At 67.9% G+C, this 17257-nt stretch carries 15 protein-coding genes; 8 read left to right on the top strand and 7 right to left on the bottom strand.

The genetic code is table 11. From position 1 onward, the window contains the following. Positions 1 to 14 precede the first annotated feature (14 nt). From ACZ6O0_RS06705 to ACZ6O0_RS06685, 5 genes are all read right to left on the bottom strand, one after another. The gene (locus tag ACZ6O0_RS06705) at positions 15 to 1298 is read right to left on the bottom strand and encodes a cytochrome P450 (protein WP_465763828.1); all 1284 of its coding nucleotides are present in this window, start codon (positions 1296 to 1298) and stop codon (positions 15 to 17) included. Next, on the bottom strand, positions 1295 to 2395 hold the full coding sequence (locus tag ACZ6O0_RS06700; RefSeq protein ID WP_465763827.1) for a hypothetical protein: 1101 nt from the start codon (positions 2393 to 2395) through the stop codon (positions 1295 to 1297). Before ACZ6O0_RS06700 ends, ACZ6O0_RS06705 begins: the two co-directional genes overlap by 4 nt. A gap of 23 nt (positions 2396 to 2418) precedes the next feature. Further along, positions 2419 to 3345 carry a TauD/TfdA dioxygenase family protein gene (locus ACZ6O0_RS06695; RefSeq protein WP_465763826.1) on the bottom strand — a complete coding sequence of 309 codons (927 nt, stop codon included), beginning with the start codon at positions 3343 to 3345 and terminating at the stop codon, positions 2419 to 2421. Positions 3346 to 3523: 178 nt separating this feature from the next. Continuing rightward, positions 3524 to 6142 carry a right-handed parallel beta-helix repeat-containing protein gene (locus ACZ6O0_RS06690; RefSeq protein WP_465763825.1) on the bottom strand — a complete coding sequence of 873 codons (2619 nt, stop codon included), beginning with the start codon at positions 6140 to 6142 and terminating at the stop codon, positions 3524 to 3526. Positions 6143 to 6269: 127 nt separating this feature from the next. Next, complete coding sequence (locus tag ACZ6O0_RS06685; protein ID WP_465763824.1) at positions 6270 to 7289, bottom strand: aldo/keto reductase; 1020 nt, start codon at positions 7287 to 7289, stop codon at positions 6270 to 6272. A gap of 118 nt (positions 7290 to 7407) precedes the next feature. Here ACZ6O0_RS06685 and ACZ6O0_RS06680 point away from each other — a divergent pair, with 118 nt between their 5' ends. The 8 genes from ACZ6O0_RS06680 to ACZ6O0_RS06645 all read left to right on the top strand — a co-directional run bounded on the left by ACZ6O0_RS06680 (position 7408) and on the right by ACZ6O0_RS06645 (position 14901). Further along, the gene (locus ACZ6O0_RS06680; protein ID WP_465764071.1) at positions 7408 to 8427 is read left to right on the top strand and encodes a zinc-dependent alcohol dehydrogenase; all 1020 of its coding nucleotides are present in this window, start codon (positions 7408 to 7410) and stop codon (positions 8425 to 8427) included. After that, a complete protein-coding gene (locus ACZ6O0_RS06675; protein WP_465763823.1) occupies positions 8424 to 9185 on the top strand; it encodes an SDR family oxidoreductase in 762 nt (253 codons plus the stop codon). The genes ACZ6O0_RS06680 and ACZ6O0_RS06675 overlap by 4 nt, the downstream gene beginning before the upstream one ends. Positions 9186 to 9301: 116 nt before the next feature. Continuing rightward, the gene (locus ACZ6O0_RS06670; protein WP_465763822.1) at positions 9302 to 10675 is read left to right on the top strand and encodes an ABC transporter substrate-binding protein; all 1374 of its coding nucleotides are present in this window, start codon (positions 9302 to 9304) and stop codon (positions 10673 to 10675) included. 1 nt (position 10676) lies between these two features. Next, positions 10677 to 11618, top strand: a complete 942-nt coding sequence (locus tag ACZ6O0_RS06665) for a carbohydrate ABC transporter permease (protein ID WP_465763821.1) — start codon at positions 10677 to 10679, stop codon at positions 11616 to 11618. Between the two features lie 2 nt (positions 11619 to 11620). Next, positions 11621 to 12523, top strand: coding sequence for a carbohydrate ABC transporter permease (locus ACZ6O0_RS06660; RefSeq protein WP_465763820.1), 903 nt, complete (start codon positions 11621 to 11623; stop codon positions 12521 to 12523). Positions 12524 to 12551: 28 nt separating this feature from the next. Beyond that, a complete protein-coding gene (locus ACZ6O0_RS06655; RefSeq protein ID WP_465763819.1) occupies positions 12552 to 13733 on the top strand; it encodes a mandelate racemase/muconate lactonizing enzyme family protein in 1182 nt (393 codons plus the stop codon). After that, a complete protein-coding gene (locus ACZ6O0_RS06650) occupies positions 13730 to 14068 on the top strand; it encodes an L-rhamnose mutarotase (protein WP_465763818.1) in 339 nt (112 codons plus the stop codon). Before ACZ6O0_RS06655 ends, ACZ6O0_RS06650 begins: the two co-directional genes overlap by 4 nt. Beyond that, positions 14065 to 14901, top strand: coding sequence for an amidohydrolase family protein (locus ACZ6O0_RS06645; protein ID WP_465763817.1), 837 nt, complete (start codon positions 14065 to 14067; stop codon positions 14899 to 14901). Before ACZ6O0_RS06650 ends, ACZ6O0_RS06645 begins: the two co-directional genes overlap by 4 nt. Here ACZ6O0_RS06645 and ACZ6O0_RS06640 read toward each other — a convergent pair. Then, positions 14886 to 15668, bottom strand: a complete 783-nt coding sequence (locus tag ACZ6O0_RS06640) for a FadR/GntR family transcriptional regulator (protein WP_465763816.1) — start codon at positions 15666 to 15668, stop codon at positions 14886 to 14888. The genes ACZ6O0_RS06645 and ACZ6O0_RS06640 overlap by 16 nt on opposite strands. Before the next feature lie 80 nt (positions 15669 to 15748). Continuing rightward, positions 15749 to 17257 carry an L-arabinose isomerase gene (gene araA / locus ACZ6O0_RS06635; RefSeq protein ID WP_465763815.1) on the bottom strand — a complete coding sequence of 503 codons (1509 nt, stop codon included), beginning with the start codon at positions 17255 to 17257 and terminating at the stop codon, positions 15749 to 15751.

Here is a 17257-nt window from a genome sequence, read left to right as displayed (position 1 = left end):
ACCAACTGCTGCCGCTACGCGCCCGCTCGAGCCGGGACTCCCCGTCGGACGGGCAGTCCTTTGACACTGCGGATGAACGACGTGCGTCCCCAGGTGACCGGTCCGGCCACCCGCAGGTCCGGCAGCCGCTCGTGGAGCTCGCTGAGCACCACCTCGATCTCCATCGAGGCCAGGTGTGCCCCGACGCAGCGGTGGATGCCCGAGCCGTAGGCCAGCGCGGGGGCGGCACGCCCGCGGGACGCCGGATCGAAGCGTGACGGGTCGAACTCGCCGGGGTTCTCGAACGCCCGGGGGTCGTGGTTGGCGCCGATGATCAGGCCGTGGATCCGTGCACCCGCGGGGATGATCTCGCCTGCCATCTCGACGTCGCGTACGGCGATCCGCGGGATCGGGCTGTACATGGCGGGCGACTCGAACCGCAGCACCTCCTCGACGTACGCCGCGACGGCGCCCGGGGACCCGGCGAGCCGGTCGAGGTGCTCGCGGCGCACCAGCGTGCGCCACAACGCCAGGGCGATGACGGAAGCCATCGTGGTCACGCCTCCCGCGAGGAGGGTGAAGACCATCGCGATCAGGTCGTTCTGCGAGAGCGGGCCGTCGTCGTCGCTCACGTCGGCCAGCGCCGTGATCAGGTCGCTGCCTCCGCCGCCGCGCCGCCGGGCCACCAGGTCCACCACGAAGGAGTCCAGCTCCTCGCTGCTGCGGTCCGCCTCGCCGAGGAGCTCCTTGGTGACCGTCGGGTCGAAGGCCTGCTCGATGCGCCAGACACAGGAGTTCAGCCAGGAGACGTCCGCCAGGGACAGATCCAGCAGCAGGCTCATCATGTGCGTCGGTAGGGCCTTCGCCAGGTGCTCCTGAAGGTCCGCCTGCTCCTCGCCGGCGAGTCGCTCCTCGAGGTCCAGGACGTTGCCCGCGACGATTCCCCGGGTCCGCTCCCGCAGCGCGGCCACCCGCGCGGGGGTGAAGTACCGCAGGTAGATCCGGTGCAGGCGGGTGTGCTCAGGCGGGTTCCGCAGGCCGATGGTGTCCGCGAGCCGGCGGACGCTGGCGTGCTCCTCCAGAGCCCCGGAGCTGATGCCGAGCGCCTGCACGCGGATGTCCGCCGGCGGCGCCCGGAAGAGCAGGGAGACGTCCGCATAGCGGCTGACCAGGTACCCGCCGTCCTTGCTCCGGTACACAGGGGCGCTCTCCCGCAGCCAGGTGGTCAGCGGCAGCGGATCGGCCAGCACCTCCGGGTCGGACAGCGTCGCGAACACGCTCGAGGAGTCCAGTACGGTCCGCCAGTCCCGGCTTGTCATGTGCCGCTCCGTCGAAGGAAGCCCGCGTCGTAGTGAGTGGGGGACTGAGGAGTCCTCATGACTCCGGCGGGAGCGGCCATCACCAAGGGAATGGCCTGCACGATCGGCGCTGCCGCCGCGGTATAGACGATCGGGGTCTCCGGACTGCCTGGATAACGCTCCAGCCCTTCCCGCAGCGACGCCTTCCACTCCATCGTGACCCGCATCGAGGGCCGCCCTTCGATCTCCACGACCACGTATTCGGCGGCGACCGCGTCGGAAGGGCGCTGTTCGGGCCCCACGTAGTAGAGCCCCTCGAAGGAGATGAACACCTCGTCCCCGCTGTAGCCGTCGTACCGCAGCGCGATCTTGGCGCAGGTCCCCTCTTCGACGGTCATCGCCGCCAGTTCCACGGTGCGTGCGGCGGGGCCGTTGTCACTGCTGAACTCGATCCGGTCGAGCGGACGGCCGAGCAGTTCCGCGGTGACCCGCATCGACGGCTCGAGGTATTGCCCGACCCACAGACGCAAGTGCTCACTCAGCTTCGTGTCCAACGGCTTCCCGTAGCCCATCATCTCCAGGGCCAGGGCGCCTGCTTCGTCGATCGCCATGACACTGCGCACGAGGATGCTCTCGAGGTGCGAGCAGCCACCGCTGAGTGTCTGTACGAGCTGTTCGAGCTCGAAAGCGGGATTGACGCCGGTGCAGTAGAACGTGGCACCGCTTGCTGTCGCGGCCTTCTGGAAGCGTTCGAACGCATCGCCCGCACGCAGATGAAGTCCGCCATAGGCGTGCGCCGTGATCACGTTGACCCCGGCGTCGAGCAGCTGCAGAAGATCGTCGTCGGCCTGCCAGCCACCCAGATCCATGTTGGCGTGCACCACCAGATCGGGCCGGGCCGCAAGCATCTCCGCGCGGTCCGTGGTGACCGGGACGCCCAGAGCCCCGATGCCGGCCAGTTCGCCGGCGTCGCGACCGGCCTTGTCCTTGCTGTGGGCAAGCACCGACACCAGATCGACGGACTCCAGTCCGGCCAGCGCCCGGATCACTTCGGTGCCCAGGCGCCCCGGGCCCCAGACGGCGACCCTGTACCGGGGCCGGGCGAAAGATCTCTTCATGGTTCTCCTTCAGTACGGCGCGGTCAGTGGTTCAGCGCGGGGTCGAGGTAGCGGCCGTGGCCGTAATCGCCGACCAGGGTGGTGCGCTGCGCGCGGCGGCGCACGTCCAAGGGCACGCCGGCGGCGCTGTGGATCACGCGCCAGTTGTCCCAGACGAGGACGTCGTCCTCGCTCCACTTGTGGAAGTAGGCGTAGCGCTCGTCCACGAGGTGGTCCGCCAACTGGTGCAGCAGGGCATCGCTTTGCGCCGCGTCCATGCCGAGCACGCTCTTGGCGTGCAGCGGCGACAGCTTGAGCACCTTGCGGCCGGTCTCCGGGTGCGTGATGACCAGCGGGTGCACCACCGGCGGGAAGTTGTACTTGCGGAGAGCGGCCATGCTCTCCGGATCGGTCTTCAGGTTCACCAGGTCGGACGGGAAGCCGAAGGGGTTCTTCTCCATCTCCGGCGTGAACCGGTAAACCACTTCGAGGTCGGCGATGCGCTCCCGCAACTGCGCCGGCAGGCGTTCCCAGGCGGCGATGCCGTCGATGAAGCCGGTTTCGCCGGCCACCGCCGCCGGCTCGATCATGCGGAGCACCGCGCCGCGCACGATCGCCGGCACGAAGGACTGGTCCCAGTGCCAGCCCAGCCAGCCGGCGCGCTCGGCACCGTTGACGCGCAGCATGGTGGCAGGCCCGGTGCGGTTCTCGGGGTCGTACTTCAGTTCCATCAGGTAGGGACTGTTGTCGATGTTGAGGTCGGGCGTCGCCGAGGATTCAAGCGTGCCGAAGGCGCGGCTCAGCCGCAGGTGTGCCTCGGCTGAGCGGCAGCCGCGGAACAGCAGGACGCCGCCGCGAGTCCAGGCGTCGAGCAGCGCCTGCCGGGCTCCCTCGTCGACATCCCGGTCCAGGTCCAGGCCGTGAACTTCCAGGCCGATGTGCGGCGACAGTGGTGTGGTGGTGATCGGCATGCGCGCCTCCCTCGTCCGGCGATTCGTCGTCGAGACATCACCCTGCGCCAGGCCGGACCGGGAGCTGAAGCCTCAACGGCTGTCGGAATCCGGCATGGCAGGAAGCAGAACGCGGCCGCAGGCCTCCCACCCGGAGGTGGAAGGCCTGCGGCCGCCAGTGGGTTGCGGGTCGCGTGGGCTAGCCGGCGAACCGCACGGAGTCGAACTGGTTGATGGCCGACTGGGTGACGTCGTGCGAGGTGGAGAAGATTCCCGCGTCCTGCTGTGCCGTGGCCGAGGCCAGGGTCACCGGCACGCCGATCGGGACCCAGTTCTGACCGTCGTAGGAGTACGACGCGCTGAACGACGTACCGGATCGGGCGAGCTTCACCCACACCGGACGGTAGTTGTCGGTGCTCGCGCGGGCGTCGGTGTCCAGGTAGCCGTCGCCGTTGGAGTCCCACTCGAACACGACACCGTTGCGAGCGGTGACCGCGACGACGGCATAGCCGGCGGAGGCTCCCGCCTTCGTCATGTCGTTGCGGACCATGACTCCTGACTTCGCCCAGACGTTGGCGTCGTTGACCGAGACGACCCGGGCGGAAACGCTCGACTGCGACGCCAGCGAGCCGGCCCGGTAGATCGAACCGAACTGGTCGTCGTGCTGACCGCCGGCGCCCCAGACGTCCGCGCCGGCCGCTGCGATCCCGAAGGCTCCGCCGCTCTGGCCGAAGTACGAGCTGACAGCGGACGTCCCGGCGGTGGCCGACCCAGGTGCGACGGGCGCGTCGCTCGAGCAGCCGGTGAAGCCGAACTGGTTCGCGTTGAGCGACGTCCGGTACTCCGGAGCGACGCCCGCGGCGCAGATCACGTCACGCGCGCCCGCGGGCCAGTTGGCACCGCTGATCTTCACGTTGTTGATCAGCTTGTTGTTGTGTGCGGCGGCGTTGGGTGTGGAGGCACCACCGGAGTTGTACCAGTTGTTCTGGATGACGTTGTCGCTGGTGTTGTTCCGGAGGCTGGAGGCGTTGGTGAAGACGAACGAACCGCCCTGGACCACGTTGTTCTCGTAGGTCATCGACCGCGAGCCCTCGTCGAGGTACAGGCCGACGCCCGAGATGTTGAACAGGTAGTTGTCGCTGACCACCGTGCCGGGGCTCGCCGACAGGTTGTAGACCGATCCGCCGTCGGCGAAGCGTGCCTTCGTGTTGTGCACGAGGTTGCCCTCGACGCGGTTGTCCTTGAGCGTGGTCGGTGTCGAGTACAGCGTGTTCCAGTTGTAGTAGCCGCGGTCGACGTAGTCGTTCGACCCTCCGGCGTCGTTGATGCCCCAGCCGTAGCCGGTGTCGATGCCGTCGTAGGGGACGTTGGAGACCTCGTTGTGGAGGATCTGGGCCCTGGTGACGTAGGTGCTGAGGATGCCGCTGTTGTCCTTGTAGTCCACGCCGACCCGGTTGATCGTGTTGTTCTCGATCAGGATGTCCTGGTTGGTCATCCGCGGGTCGCTGGGGTGGTGTGCGTCCGGCAGTACGCCGCCGACCGCGACGCCGTGGCCGCTGTTCTCGGTGAACTGGTTGCCGACGACATCGATGTCGCTCGCTCCGAGCCCGACTCCGGTCACGGTCGCGTTGGCGTCGTTCCCGATCCCCAGGGCCGACTGGCCGAGGTTGGTGAACGTGTTCCCGGTGAAGGAGACACGGCCGGCGGCCGACACCTGCACCGCGGCCGGCTCCTGGTACCACGAGGTGCGCGCCCGCTCGAACATCTCACAGCCGCGCGAGCAACTCGTGAACGCATCGGCCGGGCGGTAGTCGTAGGCGCCCTTGATGAACAGGCCGTTCTGCTGGTCGGCGTACCCGTCGACGGACGGGCCGAGCCACGACGTACCGGAGAACTGGATGCCCTCGAAGGCGAGTCCGGTGACCGGCTGGTCGTAGGTCCCGCCGATGCTGATCAGAGACTGCAGGCGAGGCAGTTCGACGTCCAGCTGGTTCGGGTCCACGCCGTCGGCCGGCTTGTAGTAGAGCTTTCCGCCCGCCGGGTCGATGTACCACTGACCGACCTGGGTGAGGAAGCTCAGCGAGTTGTCGAGGTACCACGACGGCCCGGCCAGGAACGACCTCTGGACCGTGTCCCAGCCCCAGGTGTTGTTGTCCCAGGCCGGCTGCGCCATCGTGATCTCGGTCGGGCTGATGCTCTGCACCGGCGAGTACCGGTTGGTGAAGTCGCCCAGTGACTCGAACTCGATCCGGCCCTGGTCGGGAAGCGTGGCGAGGTAGCTCAGGGCGGGGTTCTTGATGGTGAGACCCGTCGCCGTGGGGGTGACGTCGGCGTTGGCGAGCCGGATGGACGCGCGCGGAGCGATCACGCCGTTCACGTACAGCTGACGGGTGTCGAGGCCGCTCGGGGTGTCCGCCACCCAGATCCCGGGGCCGGCGTCGGACTTGGTCCAGCCGGTGACCTGCGACGCTCCCGTGATGACGGGGTGGGCGCCGGGCGCGGCAGTCCAGTGGATGGTGTGGTCGCCGCCGCCGTCCTCGGCTCCGAACCGGAGCGGCGCGTCGAGGCGATAGTTGCCATCGGCAAGTTGAATGGTCACGTCGCCGTACTTCACCGCCGGGCGGATCACCTTCTGCGCCCGCTCCAGCGAGCACGGCTTCGCCTGGCTGCAGTGGGCCGAGTCCTTGCCGTCCGGCGCTGCGTAATACACCGTCGCGGGCGCGGCCTGCGCACTCACCGGGCTGAGCGCCGCTGCGATGACGGCGCCGGCGCCGAGCAGTGCGAGGACGGCCGTTCGGCGGCGTCCGGGTGTGGTCATCGAGCGTCGCGATTCAGACCTCAATGTCATGTTCGATCGCTTCCTGTTCTTGGGGGCGTCGATACCCCGGAACAGAGTTAGCATACGTATGATGTTTGCGACAAGAGGTCGTTCGCCGTGGATGTGCCTAGCTCGTCCGGGCGGGATCTGGTGCGAGACCGCTCGAGTGCAGCTCCTCCCACAGCGCCTCCGGGATGTCCTCCCGGTACCGGTTCGCCGTACTCCGCACGTGCTGCTCGGTCCGCATTCCGGTGACCACCGACACGACCGCGGGATGACGCAAGGGGTACTGGACGGCGGCCGCGGGAAGGCTCACGCCGTGCCGTTCGCAGACCTGGGCGACCCGGGTGGCCAGCTCGACGACGGCTCGCGGCGCCTGCCCGTAGTCGTAGTGCGCGGAGCTGTCCACCGTCGCTGTACTCAGCAGACCGGAGTTGTAGACCGCTGCCGCAACCACGCCGACGCCGCGCTCACGGGCAAGGGGCAACAGGTCGCCAAGAGCTGACTGATCCACGAGCGTGAGCCGCCCGGCGATCATGACGACATCGACGTCCGTCCGCCGGACGAACTCGGCCAGCATCGCCGACTGGTTCATACCGGCGCCGATCGCGCCGACAACGCCCTGATCCCGCAACTCCACCAGGGCAGCGATTCCGCTGGACGAAGCCGGCTCCCAGTGGTCGTCCGGATCGTGCAGGTAGGCGATGTCGAGCCGGTCCGTACCGAGTCGCGCGAGCGACTGTTCCACGGAACGGAGGATCCCGTCACGACTGAAGTCCCAGACCCGCCGCTTCGTCGCGGGGACGACGAACCCGTCGTCGTCGAGCCGATCGGCCGTCTCCGGGCTCTCCACCAGGAGGCGCCCCACCTTCGAGGAGACGAGGACGTCAGTGGCGGTGCCGGCCAGGGCTTGTCCGAGCCGGAGCTCGGACAGACCCAGGCCGTAGTGCGGTGCGGTGTCGAAGTAGCGGATCCCCTCCTCGAGCGCGGACTCGACAGCCCGCGTCGATCGCTCGTCGGTCGTTTCCGTGAACAGGTTGCCGAACTGGGAAGCGCCCAGGCCCAGCTCGGTGAGGTGGTGGCCGGTGCGCAGGCGCCGGGTCGGCAGCGGCTGCGCGAACGCGCCGGGAAAGTGGTCGTTGTGCATGGTCGCGGAGTGTATCGCTTTTGAACATACGTATTACGTTTGAGCGCGTTCTGCGTTAGGCTGCGCAAGCCCGCCGGCCGTCTCGGCCGCGGTGCCGAACGAGAAGGAAGTGAGAGCGATGTTGGCGGTGAACTATGTGGGCGACCGGACGATGGCGGTCGAGGAGCGCGAACCGGCCGATCTCCGCCCGGGCGAGGTCCGCATCGCCGTGGCCTATGTGGGTATCTGTGGCACCGACCTCCACGTGTTCCACGGTGACATGGACGGCCGCGTCAGCAAGCCGGCGACCATCGGGCACGAGATGTCGGGCACGATCGTCGACCTGGGCCCCGGTGTCGAGGGCTGGTCGGTCGGTGACGCGGTGACGGTCATGCCGCTCGTGTGGGACGGCACGTGTCCCGCTTGCCGTGCCGGGAACGAGCACATCTGCCAGCACCTGGACTTCATCGGCATCGACAGCCCCGGGGCTCTCCAGCAGTACTGGAACGTCCCGGCGTCGACTCTGGTGAGACTGCCGTCCGGGGTGTCGCTGCGCGACGCCGCGCTCGTGGAACCGGTAGCGGTCGCAGTTCACGACGTACGCCGGTCGGAGCTCGGGGAGGGCGACAAGGCTGTCGTCATCGGCGCGGGACCCATCGGTGTGTTGATCGCGACCGTCGCGGCTGCCTTCGGCGCTGAGGTCGTGATCGCGGAGATCGACCCTGCCCGCAGGGCGACCGCCGCCGGGCTCGGACTCGCGACGCTGGATCCCTCGTCCGTCGATCAGACCGCCTGGGTGGAGGAGTGGACAGGTGGCGCGGGCGCGGACGTCGTGTTCGAGGTCTCGGGCGCTGCCGCCGCGGTCCAGGGCGCCACTGATCTGGTCAAGGTCCGCGGGACGCTCGTCGTGGTGGCCATCCATCCACAACCGCGCCCGGTGGACCTTCATCGGGTGTTCTGGCGGGAGCTGAGGATCCTCGGTGCGCGGGTCTATCAGCGACAGGACTTCGAGCGCGCGGCCGAACTCGTTGCCGAAGGCACCATACCGGTGGCGGAGCTCGTGACCGGGATCGTCCCGCTGACCGAGGTTCAGTCGGCGTTCGGCGTCCTCGAAGCAGGACAGGCGATGAAGCTGCTCGTCGAGCTGAACGCGTCATGAATCCGTTCGATCTGACCGGGCGCCTCGCGGTGGTGACGGGTGCGAAGCGTGGGATCGGTTTCGCTGTCGCCGAGGCCCTGGCTGCCGCCGGCGCCGACATCGTCGGGGTGTCGGCCACTCTCGACCCCGCATCGTCGGCGATCGGAGACTGCGTACGCCAACTCGGCCGCGACTTCTCCGGGCACCGCGTGGACTTCGCCGACCGCACCGAGGTGATCGAGTTCGCCGAAGGGCTCGCCGCGGGCGATCGGCAGGTGGACATCCTGGTCAACAACGCCGGAACCATCCGCCGTGCTCCCGCTGCCGAACACCCCCTCGACTGGTTCGACGAGGTGCTGGAGGTCGATCTCACCAGCGCCTTCGTGCTCAGTCAGATTCTCGGGCGGCGGATGCTGCAGGCAGAGCATGGCCGCATCGTCTTCACGGCCTCTCTGCTGTCGTTCCAGGGCGGTATCAACGTGCCGGGCTACGCGGCCGCCAAGTCCGGTGCGGCCGGGCTGGTCCGCGCGCTGTCCAACGAATGGGCGGGACGCGGCGTCACGGTGAACGGCATCGCTCCCGGCTACATCGCGACCGACAACACCCGAGCGCTGCAGGAAGATCCCGATCGCTCCCGCGCCATCCTCGAGCGGATACCGGCGGGGCGCTGGGGTACGGCGGCCGACATCGCGGGCGCCGCCGTCTTCCTGGCATCGGATGCCGCCCGCTACGTCTCCGGGACGATCCTTCCGGTCGACGGCGGGTGGCTCGGCCGCTGACGCATCGCACCTCTGTTCTCCCGTCGGCAGCAATGGTAAAACGTCATACGTATGCCCTATAGTCGGGCCACGATCCACTCCGAGTCGTCACCGGAGTCACAAGACAAGGACATCTCATGGTCGGAATCCACACGGCGGTTCGTTCGCGCCGCAGGTCGGCGTTGACCGTCGCCGGGGTCTGCGCCGCCACCGCACTCCTGGCCCTCGCCGGATGCAGCAGCGGTACCAGCTCGGCGAGCGGGTCGTACGGCTTTCCCCAAGCCAAGCAGGAAACCTCCTCGACGATCACGGTCTGGGTGGACGCCGACCGTCAGGCCGCCGCGAAGGCGTTCCAGAAGGCGAATCCGGACACCAAGATCCAGGTCGTCTCCTATGACGGCTCGGCGAACGGATCCAACTCGTTCCGCACGAAGATGCAGCTCTTCGACCGGGCCGGCAGCGGCTGGCCCGACGTCGTGTTCTCCAGCCAGAACAACGACGCGGCGTGGGCCAGTCAGAAGAGCGGTGGCAAGCAGGCATTCGCGGCCGTGCTGGACAAAGGTCTGGTTCCTGGTGACACGCTCGCGAAGTTCACCGAAGGATCGCTCAACCCCTGCACGGTGGACGGCCAGGTGTACTGCCTGCGCAACGACCTCGCGCAGGCTGTGCTCTGGTACAACAAGACGCTGATGGATCAGTTCGGCTACGCCGTCCCGACCACCTGGGAGGAGTACCAGGCCCTCGGGGAGAAGGTGGCGAAGCAGCATCCCGGCTACATCATCGGTACCGCTGGTGACGCGTGGACGCCGGAGGTCTTCCTCTGGGCCAGCAAGTGCCAGGCCAATGACGTCACGGGTCCCAAGGCCGTCACGGTGAACACCGACACGGCCGAGTGCAAGCGAGCGGCGTCGATGCTCGACACGCTCCGCGGGAACGGAACCGTCCCCGTCGTGAGCGTCTTCACCCCGGAGTTCGTGAAGAAGTACTCGGGCAAGGTGCTGATGATGCCCGGGCCGGCCTGGTACGCCGGGGCGATCTTCAACAACCCCCAGTCCCTGAACGTGCCCGCCGGCCAGCTCGGCATCGCCGCGCCGCTGCCGTGGAAGGGCGACGACAAGGCTGTCACCGGCAACGTCGGCGGCGGGACCTGGTTCATCTCCAGCCATTCCAAGAACCTCGCGGCCGCCGAGAAGTTCGTCCAGTTCGTCACCACCGCCGACGACTACCAGGTGAATGTCGCGCCGGGGTACCCCGCTTACGCGCCGGCCGCCGAGAAGTGGGTCGCGAAGCAGGAGTCCAGCAAGTACTTCGCGACCTCGATGCAGCCGGTGGTCACCGCCGCCTCGCAGGTGTGGGACGGCTGGGGTTACGGCATCTTCAGCCAGGAAGCGATCTGGGCGAAGACGATGACCACGGCCATCACCGGTGGCAAGTCGATCGTCGAACTGCTGCCGACCTGGCAGCAGGCGATCGAGAACCAGGCCAAGGTCAACGGATACTCGGTGAACTGACATGACCATCGCTCCACCGAGCGAGCAGCTGACCGCCGGCGCCTCCGAGCGCCGGCGGCCGGCCCGCCCCGACGGCCGGGCACCCGGTCGCACGCGGATCGGCTATGCCTTCGTCTCGCTCTACGCGCTGCTCGCGCTGGCCTTCGGGGTCGTTCCCTCGCTGTACGCCGTCGTGCTGGCGTTCACGAACGCCGACGGCGGGTTCGCCGGCCTCGGCAACTTCACGAAGGTCGTCGGCGACTTCCGGTTCTGGCCGGCCGTGCTCCATGTGACCCTCTATCTCGTCATCTGGCTCATCGGGCTCGTCGTGTTCGTCGTGAGTCTGGCGTTGCTCGTCCACGCCGTCCGTGTTCGCTGGGCGAGCACGGCGCTGCGGTTCGTCTACTACCTCCCCGGCGCTCTCGCCGGCGCATCCAGTGTCCTGCTCTGGCTGTTCGTCCTCGATCCCACCGCGAGCCCGGTCAGTGGTCTGCTCCGAGCGCTCGGGTTCGACAGTTTCGTTGCGGTCATCCAGCCCGGGAACCTGCCGGCCATCTTCGCGATCATCGCGTTCTGGACCGGAGCCGGCGGGTGGATCGTGATCATGTACGGCGCCCTGAACAACATCAGCACCGAGATCATCGAGGCGGCCCAGGTCGACGGCGCGAGCGCCGTACAGATCGCGCTCCGGATCCAGCTTCCGCTGCTGCGCAAGTGGATCGCCTACATGGGAGTGATGTCCCTCGCGGCCGGCACCCAGCTGTTCGTCGAACCGCAACTGCTCAGCCAGGCCAGCAACGCGGTGGTCCCGAACGACTATTCGCTGAATCAGCTCGCCTACCAGTACGCGTTCCAGCAGAACGACTTCAACGGCGCGGCCGCCATCTCCCTCATCCTGCTGGTCGTCGCGCTCCTGCTGTCCTGGGTGTTCGTGACCCGCGGCGGCCTCTTCGAGAAGGAATGAGTATGCCGGCACTCTCCGTCGAACGCCGCCGCGTGAATCTCCGAGGATGGAGCGGACGAACCATCGCGGGTGTCGTGGTGACCCTGTTCGTCCTGTTCTTCGCGATTCCGATCGTCTGGCTGCTGCTCTCGGTCACCAAGTCCGCCAAGGCGCTGACCGTCTCGAACCCGTTCTCCGTGGGGTCATGGCACGACTTCGCCGCCAACTGGAGTCAGCTGTTCGACTTCCAGGACGGCGCGGTCACGTCCTGGATCGCCAACTCCGCCGTCTATGCGGTCGGCGCCCTGGTGATCACCCTGCTCGTGAGCATCCCCGCGGGGTATGCACTCGCGCTCAGCGAGTTCAAGCTGCGCCGAGCACTGCTGGTGCTGACCCTGGTCGTCATGCTCATCCCCAGCACGGCACTGGTGCTGCCGATCTTCCTGGAGCTGAACAGCGTCGGCTTGATCGGGACCCCGTTGTCGGTGATCCTGCCGATGTCGTTCTTTCCCTTCGGCGTCTACCTCACCTACATCTACTTCTCGACGAGCATCCCGCGTGACCTGCTCTCGGCCGCCCGCATCGACGGCTGCACCGAGGTCCAGGTCTTCACCCGGATCGCCCTTCCGCTGGGTGCGCCGATCGTCGCGCTGGTCGCGTTCTTCAGCTTCGTGCAGAACTGGAACAACTTCTTCCTCCCGTTCGTGATGCTGCCCTCCAGCGACGGCTACCCCATCCAGGTCGGCCTCACCTCACTCCTGGCCGCGACCCCCGCGTTCAACCCCAGCTCAGCAGGATCCAACTCCGTCCAGCTGCCCACGCTGGCGTTGGCGACGATCGTGTCGATCCTGCCGGTGCTGATCGTCTTCCTCTTCTCCCAGCGGTTCCTCGTCGCGGGTATGACCGCGGGAGGAACCAAGGAATGACCGCCCCCGCTCTCGAGGAGAACTATCTATGAAGATCACTGGATACCGCAGTCTGAGCACCGTTCACGACTGGGGGAGAGTCACCGGTGACGTCAACGGCGTACAGAGCGGCGACACCACACCGGTCCCCGTTCTCATCATCGAGACGGACAGTGGCCTGGAAGGAGTCGGCCTCGGCGCCCATGCCGACATCGGGCGCGTCTTCCCCGCGATCGACGGTGAGGACCCGCGCTCGGTGGTGGCCTTGTACGACCGGATGCTCGACTGGGTGTTCAAGGCCGGTCATTCCGGTCCCCTGTTCGGGACGATCGGGGCCGTCGACATGGCCCTGTGGGACATCAAGGCCAAGGCGGCCGAGGAGCCGCTCTGGCGGACTCTCGGGGCGCGCGAACGCTTCGTCCCCGGCTACGCGTCCGGCCTCGAGTACGGCCTGACCGATGAGGAGCTCGCCGGACTCTACGGCCGGTTCGCGGACCGCGGGTTCAAGGCCGGCAAGCTCAAGGGCGGCCGCGACCTGGACCGCGACCTACCCCGGCTGGAGATCGTCCGTGACGTGCTCAGCCGCAATTCCCGCCGGCCCGCGCTCATGTTCGACGCCAACGAGTCGTGGAACCTCGCCCAGGCCGCCCGGTACGTGGCGGCTATCGAGGAGCGCCTGGACCTCACCTGGGTGGAGGAGCCGTTGCGCAGGTGGGATGCGGCCGGAATGGCCGCGTTGCGCGGGAAGGTTCGGGCGGCCATCGCCAGCGGCGAGAACCTGACCGGGCTCGAGCAGTATCGCCCGCTGCTCGACGCCAGGGCCCTCGACGTCGTCCAGGTGGGCAACGTGTGGGGGATCACCCACTTCCTCCGGGTGGCGATGCTGGCGCATGGACACGACCTGCCGGTGAGCCCGGTCGCGTACAACGCGAACCCGATCGCGCACGCGGCTGCCGCCGTACCGAACCTCCTGACCTACGAGGTCCAGGATCTGCATTTCCCCGTCGGTCTGGATGTCGACCAGGAGTTCGACGACGGCGGGATCATCCTGGGCGACCGCCCGGGCATCGGCATCCTGGTGGACGAGTCGCAGCTGTCACGGGGCAGCTCCGCGGCGGCCGCTCCCGCATCCACGGGACCGCACATCCGGCCTGAGCGCGCGGCGCTGCGGCTGGTGGCCGAGCCGGACGTGATCGACGTTCCCGCCGTACCGTTGAGGCCGGTCTCGTGACGCGCGAGCCGGAGCGCCGGGCTTTCGTCGTCGGTGTGCGTCCCGAGAAGCGCGAGGAGTACCTGTCGCTGCATCGCGTGGTCTGGCCGGGCGTCGAGCAGAAGCTTGTCGAGTGCAACGTTCGCAACTACAGCATCTTCGTCTTCGGCGAGATCCTGTTCGCGTACTACGAGTACGTCGGCGACGATCACGACGCCGACATGCGACGGATCGCGGACGACCCGATTTCGCAGGAGTGGTGGACGCACACCGATCCGTGCCAGCTGAGGATCGCCGAGGAACGCACTCCCGGCGCGTTGTGGCAACCCATCGACGAAGTGTGGCACCTCGGATGACCGCCGGCATCGACGCTCATGTGCACCTGTGGGATCGAGCGCTGGACCCGCAGGACTGGATCGATCCGCAGACCATGGCGCCGATCGCCCGCGACTTCGGCCCGGACGACCTGAGTGCCATGCTCACCTCGACCGGACTCGAGCGTGCGGTCGTCGTCCAGTCGAGCAACAGCGTGGAGGAGAGCGTCCGGCTTGCTCAACTGGATCGGTCCGTGGTCGCGGGCCTGGTCGGGTGGGTCGACCTCACCGCGGAGGTCGGTCCGCAGCTGGACCGGATCCGCCGGAACGCGACCGTTCGCCTCGTGGGGGTGCGGCATCTGGTGCACATCGATCCGGATCCCGAGTGGATGCTGCGGGAGGACGTTGCCCCCGGCCTCGCCGCACTCGATCGTGAGGGTCTTTGCTTCGACCTCGTCGTCCGCGAGTGGCAGCTCCCTCAGGCGGCACTCGTGAGCGGTCGTCACGAAGGGCTGCGGTTCCTGCTCGACCACCTGGGCGGTCCGCCGGTCCCCGGAGCGGACACGAGGGAATGGGCAGCGGGGCTGCGAGAACTGGCTCGCCGTCCGAATGTCGTCGCGAAGGTCTCGGGCCTCGTTTCCGGCCTGGCTCCGGGATCCTGGCGGGCGGAGGATCTCGCCGACCGTGTGACGATCGCACTCGAGGCGTTCGGGCCCGATCGCCTCCTGTACGGTTCCGACTGGCCGCTGGCCGAACTCGGCGGTGGAGCGGCGGCCTGGAAGTCCGCTGTGGACAGCCTTTTGACGGAGTTGTCCGAGGCAGAACGCCGGCGGATGCTCGGTGGCAACGCCGCCGAGATCTACGGCCTCTTCTGACCCCGCCTCCGGCTGCGCGGTCGGGGAGCGTGGTCGGCCAGCCGGCGACGCTCCCACGACCCGCAGATGTGATCATGCATCGACTTCTCGGCGGCGGCGACGTCGTTCCGCGCGATGGCCTTGACGATCGCCTCGTGCTCCTTGAGGGTGAGCGCCACCGCGTCGGGCGGGTTGATGCCCTGATAGCGGCTGGAGTCCACGGCTCGCTTGTAGACCTGCTTGGCGATGTTCTCCGCCAGTCGGTTGCCGGAGATCTCCATGACCGCGTAATGGAAGATCACATCCGCCTGCCGGAACGAGTCCGTCTCCGATTCGCTCTCCCGCATGGCCGTCAACGCGTTCTCCAGCCGTCGGAGCTCCTCCGTGCTGTGAGATCCGGCCACGGCCCCCGCCATCGCCGACTCCAGGCTCGCGCGCACGATCGTCAGCTCGTCGAGGACGCCGAGACTCTCGTCGTTGTCGATCAGGGCCGACAGCACCACCGGGTCGAGCATGTTCCAGTACCCCGGCGCCCGCACCTGAGTACCCCGGCCCTGCGAGACGGTCACCAGGCCCTTCTCCTCGAGTCGCTTGACCGACTCACGCAACACCGTCCGGCTCACGCCGAAGTGCTCGCTCAGCGGCCCTTCCGGAGGCAGCAGATCGCCCTCCTGCAACCGGCCCGTCACGATGAGATCGACGAGCTCGGCAACGACCGAGACCCCGAGCCGACCCGCGGGCAGACGTCGCGGGATCAACTGCACCGCGCGAATCGAGTCTTTCGCCATACGTATGATCTTACCGACACCCGGCCCGCGCCCCGGCACGCCGAACCGATCCTGTCGGCGGGCCGGGCGCGCTGCCCGCTTCAGGCGAGGCCGAGGGCCAGGCGGTGGTAGGCCTGGTTCCAGCGGATCTCCTTGCGGAACTGGCGGATCTCGGTCGTGTTGTCGATGGTGAGGAGCTCGGTCCGGAGCATAGTGGCGAGGTCGTCGAGTTCCTCCGTGGTCACGGCCGCGGAGAGCACGGTGTGGTGGGGAGCGCCGGCGGTGAGCCAGGCTTCCGCGGAGGTGCGGAGGCTGGGGCGGGGCTTCCAGACCGCGCGGGCGACCGGCAGGTTGGGGAGCGGGTGATCCGGCGGTACGACGTCGACCTCGTTGGCGACGAGCCGGAACCGGTCGCCGAGGTCGGCCAGGCCGACCACGACCGCTGGGCCGGGGGCGGCGTCGAAGACCATCCGGACCGGGTCCTCGCGATCGCCGATGCCGAGCGGATGGATCTCGACAGCGGGCGTGGCGGCGGCGATGGAGGGACAGACCTCGAGCATGTGCGCCCCGAGGATGCGTTCTTCACCGGGGACGAGATGGTAGGTGTAGTCCTCCATGAAGGAGGTGCCGCCCGCCCGGTCGCCGGCGATCACCTTCAGGGTGCGTAGCAGGACGGACGTCTTCCAGTCCCCTTCACCGCCGAAGCCGTAGCCGTCGGCCATCAGGCGCTGGACCGCGAGACCGGGAAGTTGCCGAAGGCCACCGAGATCCTCGAAGTTGGTGGTGAAGGCGGTAAAACCTCCTGCCTCCAGGAAGGATCGCAGGCCGGCCTCCTGACGGGCCGCGTAGCGCAGCGACTCGTGGCGGTCGCCGCCGGTGCGCAGCTCGGACGCGAGGCGGTACGTGTCGTCGTACTCCTTCACGAGGCTGTCGATGTCCGCATCCGGTACGGCGTCGACGGCGGTGACGAGGTCGTTGACCGCGTAGGTGTTGACCGAGACCCCGAAACGGCGTTGTGCTTCGACCTTGTCGCCTTCGGTCACGGCCACGTCGCGCATGTTGTCGCCGAAGCGGGCGAGCTTCATCGAGCGCAGCGCCGCGAGGCCGGTCGCGGTGCGTGCCCAGGTGCCGATCCTGGCTGTCACCGACGGATCGCTGACATGACCGGCGACCGTGGTGCGCGGGACGCCGAGCCTGGTCTGGATGTACCCGAACTCGCGGTCGCCGTGGGCGGCCTGGTTCAGGTTCATGAAGTCCATGTCGATGTCGGACCAGGGCAGCGCCGCGTTGGCCTGGGTGTGGAAGTGCAGGAGTGGCTTCTGCAGTGCGTCCAGGCCGGCGATCCACATCTTGGCGGGGGAGAAGGTGTGCATCCAGGCGATGATGCCGACGCAGTGGTCGGCGGCGTTCGCCTTCTGGCACAGGAACTTGATGGCATCGGCGTCGGTCACGACCGGGTACCAGACCACCTCGGGGGAGATGTCGGCGGCACCGTCGAGGGCGGCGACGATGTGCTGGGACTGGGTGGCGACCTGGTTGAGGGTCTGGAGTCCGTAGAGCCCCTGGCTTCCGGTGAGGAACCAGATCTCGGGACGACGAGTTGTCTGCAT

The sequence above is a fragment of the Kribbella sp. NPDC048837 genome (assembly GCF_055586945.1).
The sequence above is the reverse complement of the archived record's forward strand: the minus strand, read 5'-3'. Positions and strand labels throughout refer to the sequence as shown.

What these genes read in the sequence shown, in the direction of transcription:
- ACZ6O0_RS06705 (WP_465763828.1), bottom strand. Translation starts at nt 1,298, where the DNA reads ATGACAAGCCGGGACTGGCGGACCGTACTGGACTCCTCGAGCGTGTTC.
- ACZ6O0_RS06700 (WP_465763827.1), bottom strand. Translation starts at nt 2,395, where the DNA reads ATGAAGAGATCTTTCGCCCGGCCCCGGTACAGGGTCGCCGTCTGGGGC.
- ACZ6O0_RS06695 (WP_465763826.1), bottom strand. Translation starts at nt 3,345, where the DNA reads ATGCCGATCACCACCACACCACTGTCGCCGCACATCGGCCTGGAAGTT.
- ACZ6O0_RS06690 (WP_465763825.1), bottom strand. Translation starts at nt 6,142, where the DNA reads ATGACCACACCCGGACGCCGCCGAACGGCCGTCCTCGCACTGCTCGGC.
- ACZ6O0_RS06685 (WP_465763824.1), bottom strand. Translation starts at nt 7,289, where the DNA reads ATGCACAACGACCACTTTCCCGGCGCGTTCGCGCAGCCGCTGCCGACC.
- ACZ6O0_RS06680 (WP_465764071.1), top strand. Translation starts at nt 7,408, where the DNA reads ATGTTGGCGGTGAACTATGTGGGCGACCGGACGATGGCGGTCGAGGAG.
- ACZ6O0_RS06675 (WP_465763823.1), top strand. Translation starts at nt 8,424, where the DNA reads ATGAATCCGTTCGATCTGACCGGGCGCCTCGCGGTGGTGACGGGTGCG.
- ACZ6O0_RS06670 (WP_465763822.1), top strand. Translation starts at nt 9,302, where the DNA reads ATGGTCGGAATCCACACGGCGGTTCGTTCGCGCCGCAGGTCGGCGTTG.
- ACZ6O0_RS06665 (WP_465763821.1), top strand. Translation starts at nt 10,677, where the DNA reads ATGACCATCGCTCCACCGAGCGAGCAGCTGACCGCCGGCGCCTCCGAG.
- ACZ6O0_RS06660 (WP_465763820.1), top strand. Translation starts at nt 11,621, where the DNA reads ATGCCGGCACTCTCCGTCGAACGCCGCCGCGTGAATCTCCGAGGATGG.
- ACZ6O0_RS06655 (WP_465763819.1), top strand. Translation starts at nt 12,552, where the DNA reads ATGAAGATCACTGGATACCGCAGTCTGAGCACCGTTCACGACTGGGGG.
- ACZ6O0_RS06645 (WP_465763817.1), top strand. Translation starts at nt 14,065, where the DNA reads ATGACCGCCGGCATCGACGCTCATGTGCACCTGTGGGATCGAGCGCTG.
- ACZ6O0_RS06640 (WP_465763816.1), bottom strand. Translation starts at nt 15,668, where the DNA reads ATGGCGAAAGACTCGATTCGCGCGGTGCAGTTGATCCCGCGACGTCTG.
- araA (WP_465763815.1), bottom strand. Translation starts at nt 17,257, where the DNA reads ATGCAGACAACTCGTCGTCCCGAGATCTGGTTCCTCACCGGAAGCCAG.